The organism is Micromonospora sp. NPDC049204 (assembly GCF_040647935.1).
In the GTDB taxonomy this organism is placed as follows: domain Bacteria; phylum Actinomycetota; class Actinomycetes; order Mycobacteriales; family Micromonosporaceae; genus Micromonospora.
On sequence record NZ_JBEZDC010000008.1, the window covers coordinates 264,024 to 276,936 of the forward strand.

13 protein-coding genes are annotated in these 12,913 nt (G+C 74.3%); 7 read left to right on the forward strand and 6 right to left on the reverse strand.

Features of this window, described 5'->3' with window-relative positions; translation table 11 throughout:
• Nucleotides 1-33: 33 nt before the first annotated feature.
• Nucleotides 34-939: an alpha/beta hydrolase gene (locus AB0A90_RS18085; protein ID WP_357248670.1), complete on the forward strand. Its 906-nt coding sequence runs from the start codon at nt 34-36 to the stop codon at nt 937-939.
• Entirely contained in the window at nt 936-2,168 is a 1,233-nt protein-coding gene (locus tag AB0A90_RS18090) for an acyltransferase (RefSeq protein WP_357248672.1), read from the forward strand. Before AB0A90_RS18085 ends, AB0A90_RS18090 begins: the two co-directional genes overlap by 4 nt.
• A gap of 324 nt (nt 2,169-2,492) precedes the next feature.
• Here the strand turns inward: AB0A90_RS18090 and AB0A90_RS18095 are convergent, their stop codons facing one another.
• The 3 genes from AB0A90_RS18095 to AB0A90_RS18105 are packed head-to-tail and all read right to left on the reverse strand — an operon-like array spanning nt 2,493 to nt 5,514.
• Nucleotides 2,493-3,443: a VWA domain-containing protein gene (locus AB0A90_RS18095; RefSeq protein ID WP_357248675.1), complete on the reverse strand. Its 951-nt coding sequence runs from the start codon at nt 3,441-3,443 to the stop codon at nt 2,493-2,495.
• On the reverse strand, nt 3,440-4,438 hold the full coding sequence (locus AB0A90_RS18100) for a DUF58 domain-containing protein (protein WP_357248806.1): 999 nt from the start codon (nt 4,436-4,438) through the stop codon (nt 3,440-3,442). Before AB0A90_RS18100 ends, AB0A90_RS18095 begins: the two co-directional genes overlap by 4 nt.
• Nucleotides 4,417-5,514: a MoxR family ATPase gene (locus AB0A90_RS18105; RefSeq protein ID WP_357248678.1), complete on the reverse strand. Its 1,098-nt coding sequence runs from the start codon at nt 5,512-5,514 to the stop codon at nt 4,417-4,419. Before AB0A90_RS18105 ends, AB0A90_RS18100 begins: the two co-directional genes overlap by 22 nt.
• Nucleotides 5,515-5,756: 242 nt before the next feature.
• On the opposite strand from AB0A90_RS18105, the gene AB0A90_RS18110 reads away from it, so the two are divergent.
• The 3 genes from AB0A90_RS18110 (at nt 5,757) to AB0A90_RS18120 (ending at nt 8,093) form a co-directional block, all read left to right on the forward strand.
• Nucleotides 5,757-5,987: a hypothetical protein gene (locus AB0A90_RS18110; RefSeq protein ID WP_357248680.1), complete on the forward strand. Its 231-nt coding sequence runs from the start codon at nt 5,757-5,759 to the stop codon at nt 5,985-5,987.
• A gap of 68 nt (nt 5,988-6,055) precedes the next feature.
• Nucleotides 6,056-6,535, forward strand: a complete 480-nt coding sequence (locus AB0A90_RS18115; protein WP_357248809.1) for a PH domain-containing protein — start codon at nt 6,056-6,058, stop codon at nt 6,533-6,535.
• A 43-nt stretch (nt 6,536-6,578) separates the two neighbouring features.
• Nucleotides 6,579-8,093, forward strand: a complete 1,515-nt coding sequence (locus AB0A90_RS18120; protein WP_357248682.1) for a PH domain-containing protein — start codon at nt 6,579-6,581, stop codon at nt 8,091-8,093.
• A 42-nt stretch (nt 8,094-8,135) separates the two neighbouring features.
• On the opposite strand, the gene AB0A90_RS18125 is transcribed toward AB0A90_RS18120, so the two are convergent.
• Nucleotides 8,136-9,212: a phosphatase PAP2 family protein gene (locus AB0A90_RS18125; protein WP_357248685.1), complete on the reverse strand. Its 1,077-nt coding sequence runs from the start codon at nt 9,210-9,212 to the stop codon at nt 8,136-8,138.
• A gap of 127 nt (nt 9,213-9,339) precedes the next feature.
• Between AB0A90_RS18125 and AB0A90_RS18130 the strand changes: the two genes are divergently transcribed.
• Nucleotides 9,340-9,744, forward strand: coding sequence for a hotdog domain-containing protein (locus tag AB0A90_RS18130; protein WP_357248688.1), 405 nt, complete (start codon nt 9,340-9,342; stop codon nt 9,742-9,744).
• Entirely contained in the window at nt 9,741-10,571 is an 831-nt protein-coding gene (locus tag AB0A90_RS18135) for an MBL fold metallo-hydrolase (RefSeq protein WP_357248691.1), read from the forward strand. Before AB0A90_RS18130 ends, AB0A90_RS18135 begins: the two co-directional genes overlap by 4 nt.
• Here AB0A90_RS18135 and AB0A90_RS18140 read toward each other — a convergent pair.
• Nucleotides 10,568-11,503 (reverse strand): PfkB family carbohydrate kinase, encoded by a 936-nt coding sequence (locus tag AB0A90_RS18140; RefSeq protein WP_357248694.1) that lies wholly within the window; start codon nt 11,501-11,503, stop codon nt 10,568-10,570. The two genes, AB0A90_RS18135 and AB0A90_RS18140, sit on opposite strands and share 4 nt — an antisense overlap.
• Before the next feature lie 109 nt (nt 11,504-11,612).
• Nucleotides 11,613-12,764, reverse strand: coding sequence for an XdhC family protein (locus AB0A90_RS18145; protein WP_357248697.1), 1,152 nt, complete (start codon nt 12,762-12,764; stop codon nt 11,613-11,615).
• Between the last annotated feature and the right edge of the window lie 149 nt (nt 12,765-12,913).

A 12,913-nucleotide genomic window follows, 5' to 3' on the forward strand; every position in this document is an offset into this window, starting at 1 on the left:
TGCCTCCGGACGACATTCCGGAGGGAGAACGAGATGCGACGACGAGGTGCCAGCCGAGTGGCGCTGGCCGCGGTGCTCGGCGTGAACCTGGTCCTGCCGACCCGACCCGAGCCGGTCGCGGCGAGCGGGTTCGTGGAGGCGTACCCGGTCACGGCGGCGGCGATGCGCGCGGCGGGTCCGCCGTACGCGGACTGGGCGGCCGACGGGCGTCGTTTCCTCTCGTTCGACAGGCGCGGCGACGGCCGCGCGGTCGAGGTGCTCGGCGACCTGGCCGACGCGGACCGGATCGCGGTGCTGGTGCCGGGGGTGGGCAGCACCCTGACCGACTTCGACAGGGGTTTGGGCGGGGTGGCCGGGCGGGCGCCGGCGACGCAGGCCCGGCAGCTCTACCGGGAACTGCGGGCGAGCGAGCCGGCGGCGCGGGTCGCGGTGCTGGCCTGGCTCGGCTACGACCCGCCCGACGGGGTGTTGACGGCCGCCGGTGGCCTCAGCGCCCGGCGCGGCGCGGCCGGGCTGGCCGGACTGCTGCGGGAACTGGCGGCGCGTCGTCCGGCGGCGACGATCACCCTGGTCGGGCACAGCTACGGGTCGCTGGTGGTGGCCCTAGCGGCCGCGGACGCCCCGGCCCAGGTCACCGACGTGGTGAGCCTCGGCGGCGTCGGCGCCGGGGTGCAGCGCGCCGACGACCTGCCCGGCGGGCGGCGATTCTGGGCGGCGGAGGCGAGCACCGACTGGATCCGTCGGGTTCCGCCGGTACGGCTGCCCGGTCTCGGCTTCGGCCGCCGCCCCGGCGACCCGTCGTTCGGCGCCCGCACCCTGCCGGCGGGAGGGGTGACCGGGCACGACGGCTACCTGGCCCCGGGCAGCGCCACGCTCGTCGCGGTGGCGGCCGTCGTGCTGGGCGCTGTCGACGCCGACCGGGTCGGGGACCCGCGGTGAACCGGGACCGTACCGTCGACGCGTTGCGGGCGTACGCCATCGGCGGGGTGGTGCTGGGGCACTGGCTGGTCACCGGGTTGGTGCTGACCGGCGACGGGGGGCTGCACCAGGCCAGCCCGCTCACCGCGTTGCCCGCTCTGGCCCCGGTGACCTGGGTGTTGCAGACGCTCGGGCTGTTCTTCTTCACCGCCGGCTTCGGCTCGGCCCGGTCGTTGGCCGGTCACCGGGGCGGTGCGGGTGGCTGGTTGGCCGGTCGGCTGCGCCGGCTGCTGCTGCCGACGGTGGCGCTGCTCGGGGTGGGTGCCGCCGTGTTGCTCGCCGCCACCGTGGCCGGCACCCCGGACGACACGCTCGCCGTCGCGCTGCGGCTCGCGATCAGTCCGTTGTGGTTCCTGGTGCCGCTGGTGTTCCTCATCGCGATGACCGGACCGCTGCGCGCCGCCGTCCGCCGGTGGGGGTTGGGCCGTTGCGTCGTACCGGCGGTGGTCGTGGTCGCCGCGGCGGACGTGGCGGTGCGTCTGCTGCCGGCCGGCGGCCACCTGCCACCGGTCAGCGTGGTGGCGGCCTGGTCCGTGCCGTACCTGCTGGGCGTGGCGCACGCCGACGGGCGGTTGGCCGGCCGGCGGGCGGCGGGCATGCTCGCGGCCGGCGGCGTGGCCGCGCTCACCGCGGTGCTGGCCCTGGGCTACCCGGTGAGCGCGGTCGGCGTGCCCGGGGCCGGGGTGTCCAACCTGAACCCGCCGTCGCTGCTGGCCGTGGCGCTGGCGGTGACCCAGGTCGGGCTGGGGCTGCTCGCCCGGCCGGCGCTGGAACGGCTGCTGGCCCGGCCGGTGCCGGGCCGAGCGGTGACCGAGGTGAACCGTTGCGCGTTCCGGATCTATCTGTGCCACCAGCCGATACTGGTGGGGGTGACCGCGCTCACCGCCCGCGGCGGGCTGGCGCTGCCCGGGTTGCACACCGTGCCGGACGGCCCGGGCTGGGTGCTGGCGCGCTTGTGCTGGCTGCCGTTGCTCGCCGCGGTGCTGGTCACGATCGTGCGGACGGGCCAGTCGCCGCCGGGGCGCCGACCGGGCGGTGGAGGGGTCGCCGGCCGGTCGGCCGAGTGCGTCTCGTCGGCTGCGCAGGTGTACGATCATCGACGTTCCGGCCGGCCCGACTTGCAGGAGGTGATCGCTGTGCGAGATAGCGATCCTCCCAGTCGTGGCCGGGCCGATGGTCAGCCCCGCTGAGCCACGACTCAGTCTGGTGAGCTGACCCCGCTCCGCTCCCCCACTCCTCGGCACACGCCGAGGAGTGTGCCGCGCCGTCCGGTTCGCCGACGGTCGCCGGGAGCCGCCCGGTCACGACTTCGTGTGCGCGTCCCCACCCCCTGCGGTCCGCCCCCGCACGCGGACCGTCCAGCCGCCACCCGGAGCCGTCCATGAGCCGCTACGTCGCCCCGCTGGGCTTCACCCTCGCCGCCGTCTGGGTGGCCATCGTCTTCGTACTCGCCGGCGGCGGCCACTGAGGTGGTGCTGACCGGCGGCGGTCGGTGACCGCCGCCGGTGCACCGCTCAGAGCATCCGCGACGACCACACCAGGCTGAGCGCCCCGGCGCAGAGCGCCAGCAGCAGCGCCAACCCGGCGTACCACTGGGTCACCTCCCGCGGCTCGGTCCGGAAGCCGATCGAGCTGCCCATGTCCTGATAGACCTGCTTCAGCTCGCTCACCGAGGCCGCCTCGTAGAAGTAGCCCTCGGTGGTCTCGGCAAGCTCGGCCAGGGCCAACCGGTCCACCGGCACCCGCTGCAACTGCCCGCCGATGTCGACCTGGCCGGTGTCGGTGCCGAACGCGATGGTGGAGACCGGGACGTTCGCCGCCTGGGCGGCGGCCGCCGCCTCCTCCACCGCCCGCCCGGAGGTGCGGAACCCGTCGGAGAGCAGCACGATCCGTGCCGGCGGGATGCCCGCCGCGCCGTCGGCCGGCACCGACCGGATCGCCTCCAGGCAGGTGAACACCGCCTCACCGGTAGCGGTCGCCTCGGCCAGCACCAGACCGTCGATGGCGCTCGTCACCGCGTCCCGGTCCTTGCCCGGCGGCACCAGCACGTTCGCCGCCTTGGCGAACGACACGAGACCCAGGTTGTAGCTCTCCGGCAGCTCACCGACGAACTGCTTGGCCGCCTCCTGCGCCGCCTCCAACCGGTTCGGCGCCACGTCGTCGGCCTGCATCGACAGCGACACGTCGATGGCGAGCATCACGGTTGCCCGTTCCAGCGGCTCCCGGGTGTCCACCGCCGGCCGGGCCAGCGCGGTGGCCAGCACCAGCAGGCAGAGCAGGAACGCCGTCGCCGGAACGTGCCGACGCCAACCGAGCCCCTTCGGGGCCACCGTACGCAGCAGGTCCACATTGGTGAACCGCATCGCGAACGCCCGCCGGTGCAGCTGCCGCCACACGTAGAACGCCGCGAGGGCGAGCACCGGCAGCACCGCCAACAGCCACCACGGTTGCATGAAACGGATCATCGTGTCGTCCCCCGGGTACGCGCGTGCCGCTGCGCGGCCACGAATCGCACCATGTCCAGCAGCCAGTCTCGGTCCGTACGCAGACGCAGGTGGGCCGCGCCGGCGCCACGCAGGGCGGCGGCGATGGTGGCCCGTTGGGCGGTCGCGGCGTCGGCGTAGCGCTGCCGCAGCCGTGGATCGGCGGTCTGCACCTCGTGCAGCTCGCCGCTCTCCGGGTCGACCACCGGCAACACCCCCACGTCGGGCAACTCCAGCTCGCGCGGGTCGATCACCTCGATCGCGAGCACGTCGTGGCGGACCCGCAGCTTGCGCATCGGCCGCGCCCACTGCTCGGCCGGCGCGAGGAAGTCCGAGATCACCACCGCCACCCCGCGCCGGCGGGGCGGACGGTTGAGCATCTCGATGAGGGCGCCCAGGTCACCACGGCCGGGCTGGATGGCGGTGCCGGCGAGGGTACGCAGCAGGCCCTGCGCCTCCTTGCGACCGGAGCGGGCCGGCAGCCGGGTGAGCACGCCGGGGCCGGCCGGCGGTGCGGCTCCGCCACGCCAGCGGCGGGCCGGTGCGGACACACCGCCACCGGTGCCGATCACCGCGCCGATCCGGTTGCCGCCGCGCACGGTCAGGTGGGTGACGGCTGCCGCGGCGGCCACCACCACCTCGCGTTTGAGCCACTTCCCGGTGCCGAAGTCCAGGCTGGCGGACAGGTCCACCGCCAGCCAGGTCTCCAGTTCCCGGTCGGCGACCGTACGCCGCACGTGCGGTGTGGTGGTCCGTGCGGTGACCGGCCAGTCCATCCGGCGCACGTCGTCGCCCGGGCGGTACTCCCGGGATTCGCCCGCCTCGCTGCCCGGCCCGGGCAGCAGACCGGCGTAGTCGCCCTGGAGCAGACCGTCGAGTTTGCGGGTGACGAGCAGTTGCAGCCGGGACAGCACGGCCTCGCTGCGGTCGGGGGCGGGACGAGGGGTGGGTGAGGTCACGGCCGCTGCCCGGGCCAGCCAGCGCCCGGCGGCGGCGCGATCGTCGACGGCGTGGCCTGCTGCCGGGGCGCGACCGCCGGCAGGGGAATCGTCGACATCACCCGGTGCACGATGTGGTCGGCGGGCACGTCGTCGGCGAGCGCGTCGTAGCTGAGCACCAACCGGTGCCGCAGGATGTCCGGCGCGATGTCCTGCACGTCCTGCGGCAGCGCGTAGTCGCGCCCGCGCAGCAGCGCCAGCGCACGCGTCGCCCGGACCAGGCCCAGCGAGGCGCGTGGGCTGGCCCCGTACTGGATCAGTTGCGCGACGTCGGGCATGCCGTGCTCGGCGGGGGTACGCGTCGCCAGCACCAACCGGACCGCGTAGTCGACCAGGGCGTTGTGCACGAAGACCTGATCCGCCTTGCGTTGCAGGGCGACCAGTTCGGGTGTGTCGAACACCGCGGTCGGCTCGGGCGCGGAGACACCCATCCGGTAGACGATCTCGCGTTCCTCCGCGTCGGTCGGGTAACCCACCACGATCTTCATGAGGAACCTGTCGCGTTGCGCCTCCGGCAGCGGGTAGACACCCTCCTGCTCGATCGGGTTCTGGGTGGCCATCACCAGGAACGGGTCGGGCACCCGGTGGCTCTCGCCGCCGATGGACACCTGTCGCTCGCTCATCACCTCCAGCAGCGCGGACTGCACCTTCGCCGGAGCCCGGTTGATCTCGTCGGCGAGCAGGAAGTTGACGAAGACCGGCCCCAGCTCGACGTCGAACTTCTCGCTGGACTGCCGGTAGATGCGGGTGCCCATGATGTCGGCGGGCACCAGGTCCGGGGTGAACTGCACCCGGGCGAACGACCCGCCGACGACCTTGGCGAGGGTCTCCACCGCCAGGGTCTTGGCGACCCCGGGCACTCCTTCGAGCAGGCAGTGACCGCGAGCGAGCAGCGCGACGAACATCCGCTCCACCATCCGGTCCTGCCCGACGATCACACGTTTGATCTCGAACAGCGCCTTCTCCAACAGGGTGGCGTCCTGCGCGGGGGTGGTCACCGGCGCAGGTGCCGCTCCGTTCGGCGTCGGGGCGTCGGGCATGGTCGGCTGGGCCACCGGTCCTCCACAGCGTTTGTCGGTCGTCGCGGCTCGTGCGGTATCAAGACTCGCATGCCTTGCTGAGTGTCGAGGTGGGGAGAAGCCGATTTTCGCCGCGCCGTCCGCGGCAGCAGAATCGCCCGTCGAGGGTGTGCCTGGACCGGCCTGCCGCGTGTACGATTCACCCCGTCGCCGGGCGGCTCCCCCCGTGGTCGCCCGGCGATCAAACTTCCCGTGCGGCCACCCCTAGACTGGCCCGGATGAGCATCCCCTCCACCGCCGACGACGCCCTCGTCTGTTCGGCCCGCGGCTGTCGGGCCGCCGCCGTCTGGGCCCTGGAGTGGAACAATCCCCGGCTGCACGACGCCGATCGGCGCAAGACCTGGCTGGCCTGCGCCGACCATCGGACCAGCCTCGGTGACTTCCTGGACGCTCGCGGCTTCCTGCGTGCCGTCACCGCGGTGCCCGGATCGCCTACGCTCGACACGTGAGCACCCCCGGCGCCCCACCGCCTTCCGGACCCGACGCCTCGACGGCCGCACCGGCGGGCCGCGGGCCGCTGGAGCCCTGGCCGGACACGGTCGACTGGCAACCGATCTCCACCGACCTGATCTGGGTGGAGCTGATCCGGCTGGCGATCGTCGTCGCCATCGGGCTGGCGGTGACGGCCGTCGGCTGGGCGCTCAGCGGCCAGTGGCTGTTCGGGCTCGCCGTCGCCGTCGTGGTGGTGCTCGGCGTGTGGCGGGCCATCGCGATCGGCCGGGCGGTCCGGGCCTGGGGGTACGCCGAGCGGGAGAACGACCTGCTGGTCCGGCACGGGTTGCTGGTCCGCCGGCTCTCCATCGTGCCGTACTCGCGGATGCAGTTCGTCGACGTGAGCGCCGGGCCGTTGGAGCGCGCCTTCGACCTGGCCACCGTGCAGTTGCACACCGCGGCGGCGGCGAGCGACGCCCGGGTTCCCGGGCTGCGGCCGGCGGAGGCTTCCCGGCTGCGCGATCGGCTCACCGCGCTCGGCGAGGACCGGGCGGAGGGGCTGTGAGCACCCGCGCGGGCAACCACCGTCCCCGCCGAGGGCCGCTGCGATGAGCGACGGGCCGAGCGCCTCGCCACCCACTGGCCCGACGCCACCCGGGCCGGTGCTGCCCGCTGGCCCGACGCCACCTGGGCCGGTGCTGCCCACTGGCCCGGCAGCCACTGGCGTGCCAGGCACCGACGCGGCTCCCGCCGACCCGTTCGGCGCGCCCGAACCGTGGCCGGCACCATCCGGCGGCGGCGAGGGCGAACCCCGGCAGCGACTGCACCCGCTCAGCCCGGTGCTGCACGGCGCCAAGTCCCTCGTCGTGGTGATCGCCGGGCTGTCCTGGTCGACGCTGTCCCGGGTCGGCTTCGGCTGGTTCGCCGCGATGGTGGCGGTGCTGGCGCTCGGCGCGACAGTGCTGTCGGTGATCAGCTGGTACAACACCGGCTACCACGTCGTCGGCCGGGAACTTCGGGTGTACGAGGGGCTGCTCTGGCGGCGTACCCGGGCCATCCCGTTGGAACGGTTGCAGGCCGTGGAGGTGGTCCGGCCGCTGCTCGCCCAGCTCACCGGCCTGGCCGAGCTGCGCCTGGAGGTCGTCGGCGGAGGCAAGACCGAGGCGCCACTGGCGTACCTCGGGGTGGCCGACGCGGCCCTGCTGCGCGAGCGTCTGCTGGCGCTGGCCGGGCGGGTGGCGCAGCTACCCGCGCCCGGCGACGCGACCGCCCCGGTGGCCCCGGGTGCGACGGCGCCACCGGCGGCCGCGCCCGGCCGGCCACTGCACGCGGTACGCAACCAGAACCTGCTGGTCAGCCAACTGCTCACCCCGCAGGCGTTCCTGCTCCCGTTCGGTGTGGCCTTCGTCGTGGTGCAGTTCCTCACCGCCGGGTCGTGGTCGTTCGTGGCGGTGGCGAGCACCCTGACCGCGATGGCGGGTGTGCTGCTGCAACCGATCCGCCGGGTCCTCGACGACTGGAACTTCCGGCTGGCCCGCGACGGCGCCACGCTGCGGGTGCACAACGGTCTGCTGGAGACGCGGGCGCAGACCGTGCCATTGGAGCGGGTGCAGACCGTGCGGGCCACCTGGCCGCTGCTCTGGCGGATGAAGGGCTGGCTGCGGCTGCGGCTGGAGGTGGCCGGTTACTCCGTCGCGGAGGCCGACGACCGCAGCCGGCCCGACCGGCTGCTGCCGGTCGGCGACCTGCCGACGGCGACGATGATCGTCGCCGAGGTGCTTCCCGGGGTACGCCTCGACTCGCTCCCGCTGAGCCCACCTCCGCGCCGGACCCGTTGGCTGCACCCACTGGGCCGTGCCGCCTTCGGCGCGGGGCTGTTCGAGCGGGTCTTCGCCACCCGGTCCGGGCGGCTCACCCGGCAGCTGGTGATCGTGCCGTACGCCCGGATCCAGAGCGTGCGAGTGGTCCAGGGGCCCATCCAGCGCCGTCTCGGGTTGGCCACCGTGCACGCGGACACCGCGGGCGGCTCCGGCGCCACCGCCCAGGACCGCGACCTGGCAGAGGCCTGGTCCCTGGCTGCGGACCTGACCGAAAGAGCCCACCAAGCCCGCACCCAACCCTGACCCGCCGGCGCCGCCCCCGGTGGCGGGGGGCCGGGGTGGGGGTCAGTGGTCGGCGGGGATTGCGGGGTGGGTTGTGGTGGTGTCTGGTTGTCGGGGGGTGGGGGCCTCGCCGGGCGGGGGGTCGGCGGGATTCGGTGGGGGTTCCGTGGCCGACCTGGCGCGCGGGTGGCGGACGCGCCACGCTGCCCAACCACGCTCCGCCAGACCGACCACCAGGAACGTCAGCCCCACGTACGCCCAGCCGACCAGCACGTCGATGACGTAGTGCTCACCCGAGTAGACCAGGGTGAAGGTCATCGCCAGCGGGTACGCGAGCAGCAGCGGCCACCAGCGACGGCGGGTGGCGGTCAGGAAGAACAGCACCACGAACAACGCCCACGCGGTGTGCAGCGACGGCATCGCGGCGACCGGGTTGGAGGCGATCTGGCCGGCGTTGAGCACGTTGCCGGCGCCGTGCATGCCGAACGCCTTCCAACCCCGGGTCGAGATCCGGGCGACCTCGGTGAGCAGGCCGTTCTGCGCCGCCCACCAGGGCGGGGCGGCCGGGTAGATGAAGTAGGTCACCAGGCCGGCGGCGCAGAGGAAACCCCAGCGCCGCATGTACGCCGCCCAGCGGTGCCGGTCGCGCAGCCAGAGCACCGCGGCGGCGGTCAGCGCCACCACGAAGTGCGAGAAGTACACCCAGCTCGCGGCGACGTCCCACCAGTGCACCTGCGGGTGGTAGAGGTGCTGCTGCAACCAGACGGTGGGCACCTCCCCGCCGGTGGCCCAGCCGAACATGAACCGGTCGGCGACGATCAGCTCCATCGCGTGCGGCGTGGCCCCGTTGTCGGCGAACCCGCGCGAGAGGTTGTAGATCACGAACAGCAGCACCACCGGCACCCAGTCCCGGGCGAAGCGCAGGTGGCTGCGCCAGGGCCGGTCGCTGTTCCAGGCGATGGTCGCGAGCCAGATCCAGACGAAGGCGTACGTCGGGTCGGTGGGCAGGCCGATGGCCAGCCACGCGGCGACGAAGGCGACCGCCCAGACGGTCATCGCGACGACGCGCCGACGACCCCCGTCCGGGGACGCGGGCGGGTCGGTCCGGGCGGGGGGCTGGGGGTCAGTCACGACGGCCATCGTCGTCAAGGTTAACGACGGGTACGGCATCGACCGACGGGGACCACCCGGTGCTCGTCGCGGGTGGGTGCGCCCGGATCGCCGGGCGCGTGCTCACCGTGTCCGGCGAACACCTAGGCTGACGACCATGCAGGAGCAGCCCGAGCCGGCCTTCACGCCGGGTCTGACCGCCCAGGTCGAGTTGACCGTCACCGACGCGGACACCGCCCAGGCGGTCGGTTCCGGGGACGTACCGGTGCTGGGCACTCCCCGGGTGCTGGCGCTGGCCGAGGCGGCCACCGTCGCGGCGACGACGACCGGGATGCCGCCCGGGTCGACGACCGTGGGCACCCGGGTCGAGTTGGAGCACCTGGCGCCGACCGTGGTCGGCCGGACGGTCCGCGCGCAGGCGCTGCTGGCAACCGTCGACGGTCGCCGGCTGTCGTTCGAGGTCACGGTCAGCGACGGTGACCAGACGGTGGCCCGGGGTCGGGTGGACCGGATCCTGGTGGACCGGCAACGCTTCGTCGAACGCGCCGGGCGTTCGTCGTGACCACCGGGTTCGTCGAGGTCGCCGACCGGGTGCACGTGCTTCGCGAACCACTGCTGCGGGTCAACGTCACACTCGTCGTCGGGGACGACGAGGCGCTGCTGGTGGACACGCTCTCGTCGGCCGCGCAGGCCACCGACCTGGCCGCGGCCGTCCGGGCGATCACCGACCGCCCGTTGACGCTCGTCAACACCCACCACCACTACGACCACTGTTTCGGCAACGCCATCCTGGCCGGCGACCCGCCCCGCCCGGTGTACGCGCACGAGCTGGCCGCCACGGCGCTGCGCACGGACCCGGAGGGGCTGCGCCGGGAGGCGTACGCGGAGCTGCGCGAGGAGCATCCCGAGCTCGCCGCCGAGCTGGCCGACACCCCGCTGCTCGCCCCCACGCACACCGTGCACACCGAGACGTCGCTCGATCTGGGTGGCCGGCGGGTGCTGCTGCGCCACCCGGGGCGGGGGCACACCGACGCGGATCTGGTGGTGCACGTGCCGGACGCCGACGTGCTCGTCGCCGGGGACCTGGTGGAGCAGAGCGGGCCGCCCGCCTTCGAGGACGCGTACCCCCTGCGGTGGCCGGACGCGGTCGCGGACCTGCTGCGGCTGACCACCGCGCGCACGGTGGTGGTGCCGGGTCACGGCGACCCGGTGGACGTCGAGTTCGTCCGCGCCCAACATGCCGACCTGGTGCGGTTGGCCTGGCTGATCCGGGCCGCGCACACCGGCAGCGCGCCGACCGAGAGGGTGGCCGCGGAGGCTCCCTTCGGCGCCCGCGCCGCCCTGGTCGCCGCCCGCCGCGGCTACCGCGAACTGGACGGCGAGGCCTAACCCGGGAAGCGGCGGTCGACGTCGGCGCGGGTGGGCATGGCGGTGGCGCCACCCGGGCGCTCGCAAACCAGGCCCGCCACCCGCAGCGCGAACGCGACCCGCTCGACCCACCCGGCCGGGGAGTCCGGCTCGCCGTCGTTGAGCAGGTCGGCGATCAGCGCGGCCAGCACCGAGTCGCCGGCGCCGGTGGCGTCGACCGCGTCGACCTTCGGGGCCGGCACCCGGACCGGGTCGGCGGCGGCGGCGGCCAGCACCGCGCCGGCCGCGCCGAGCGTCACCACCACCGTGGCGGCCCCCAGCTCGCGCAGGTACGCGGCCACCCCCTCGACCGGTTCACCGGGGTAGAGCAGCCCAGCGTCGGCGGAGCTCAGCTTGACCAGGTGCGCGCCGGGGGCGAATTCGGCCACCACCTGGCGGAGCCCGTCCAGCGCCTCCGGCCCGGTCAGCACCCGGGGGCGCACGTTCGGGTCGAAGACCCGCAGACCCGTGGCAAGCGACCAGGCGCGCCGGGCGGCGGCCAGCGGGCCGGGCTGGAGCAGCGCGATCGAGCCGCAGGAGAGCACGTCGGCGCCCTCCACCAGCGCGAGATCCAGGTCGTCGGGGCCGAGCAGGCCGTAGGACGCCGGTTCGCCGTAGAAACGGAAGTCGGGTTCCGGCCCGGCGTAGGTGACCACCGCGAGCGTGGTCGGCGCCGGCACCGTCACCGCACCGGCCACCCCGACGTCGGCTGCGGTGAGGAAGGCGCGGATCCGGCCGCCCAGCACGTCGTCGCCGAGGGACCCGACGAACTGTGCCGCACCGCCGAGGCGGGCCACCCCGACGGCGACGTTGAGCGGCCCGCCGCCGATCGCCTGCCGGTAGACCCGCTCCCCGTCGCGCTCGGTGTCGAGCAGGTCGACGAGTGCCTCGCCGAGTACCACCGCGTACCCCATGCCGATCCTCTCGTCGTCACCAACCACCGGCCGCCGCACGCCGAGCCGATCGCCGTGCCCCCAGGCTGGCACAGCGCGCCGCTCGGCGGGCACCGAAGCGGTGCACGGGCTACCCGGGCCGGTGGACCGGCCCGTCGAGCGCCGCGAGGGGGCGACCGGTGCCACCCCAGCGGGCCGCGACGATCTGCGCGGCCACACTCACCGCGGTCTCCTCCGGGGTACGACCACCGAGGTCCAACCCGATCGGCGAGGCGAGCCGGGCGAGCTGCTCCGCGCCGAGCCCCGCCTCGCGCAGCAGTTTGTGCCGCTCGTCGTGGGTGCGCCGCGAACCCATCGCGCCGACGTACGCCAACCGGTGGCGCAACGCCAGTTCCAGCACCGGCACGTCGAACTTCGGATCGTGGGTGAGGACACACACCACGGTCCGCCCGTCGGTCCGGCCCGCGTCCAATTCCGTTCGCAGGTAGCGGTGCGGCCACTGCACCACCACCTCGTCGGCCTCGGGGAAGCGCCGGGCGGTGGTGAAGACTCCTCGGGCGTCGCAGACGGTGACCCGGTAGCCGAGGAACGCGCCGATCCGGGCCACCGCGGCGGCGAAGTCGATCGCCCCGAAGACGATCATCCGAGGCGGGGTGGCGTACGCGGTCACGAAGAGGCTGATGCCGCTGCCGCGCCGCTGCCCGTGGTAGCCGTACCGGAGCACCCCGCTGTGCCCGGCGGCGAGCAGCCCGAGGGCGTCGACGCGGGCGGCGTCGTCGAGCCGGTCGTCACCCAGCGACCCGATCGACTGCTGGCCGGTCAGCACCAGTCGCCGGCCCAACCGTCGAGCCGGATCGGTCGGCGCCGCGCCCGGTGGATCGCCGGCGTCGGCGGCCACGCAGATGACCACCGCCGCCGGTTGGCCGTCTCGGCGGGCGGCGGCGACCGCCGCCAGCCCCGGCAGGGCGCTGGCCTCGACGCGCTCCACGAACACGTCGAGGATGCCACCGCAGGTCAGACCCACGGAGAACGCGTCGTCGTCGCTGACGCCGTACCGGATCAGCTCGGCGGCGCCGGTGTCCAAGACCCGGCGGGACCGTTCGTAGAGGTCCGCCTCGACGCAGCCGCCGGAGACGCTGCCGGTGACCGTGCCGTCGGTCGCCACCGCCATCGCCGCGCCGGGCGGTTGCGGTGCGGAGTGCCAGGTGGCCACGACGGTGGCCAGCGCGACCGGCTCACCGGCGCGGCACCGGCGGTGCACCTCGTCGAACACGTCCGGCACCGGCCGTCACCTCTCCGCCTCCGTCGTCCCCGTCCGCAGGATATGGCGTTGAACGGCGGCCGGTGGGTCAACTCATCCATCGAGGGACAGCTATTGCGCTGGCGTGGCGTGGCGTGATGGGATGACGTGTACCGGGCGGTGCGAGGGCT

What these genes read in the sequence shown, in the direction of transcription:
- AB0A90_RS18085 (WP_357248670.1), top strand. Translation starts at nt 34, where the DNA reads ATGCGACGACGAGGTGCCAGCCGAGTGGCGCTGGCCGCGGTGCTCGGC.
- AB0A90_RS18095 (WP_357248675.1), bottom strand. Translation starts at nt 3,443, where the DNA reads ATGATCCGTTTCATGCAACCGTGGTGGCTGTTGGCGGTGCTGCCGGTG.
- AB0A90_RS18110 (WP_357248680.1), top strand. Translation starts at nt 5,757, where the DNA reads ATGAGCATCCCCTCCACCGCCGACGACGCCCTCGTCTGTTCGGCCCGC.
- AB0A90_RS18120 (WP_357248682.1), top strand. Translation starts at nt 6,579, where the DNA reads ATGAGCGACGGGCCGAGCGCCTCGCCACCCACTGGCCCGACGCCACCC.
- AB0A90_RS18125 (WP_357248685.1), bottom strand. Translation starts at nt 9,212, where the DNA reads ATGGCCGTCGTGACTGACCCCCAGCCCCCCGCCCGGACCGACCCGCCC.
- AB0A90_RS18130 (WP_357248688.1), top strand. Translation starts at nt 9,340, where the DNA reads ATGCAGGAGCAGCCCGAGCCGGCCTTCACGCCGGGTCTGACCGCCCAG.
- AB0A90_RS18140 (WP_357248694.1), bottom strand. Translation starts at nt 11,503, where the DNA reads ATGGGGTACGCGGTGGTACTCGGCGAGGCACTCGTCGACCTGCTCGAC.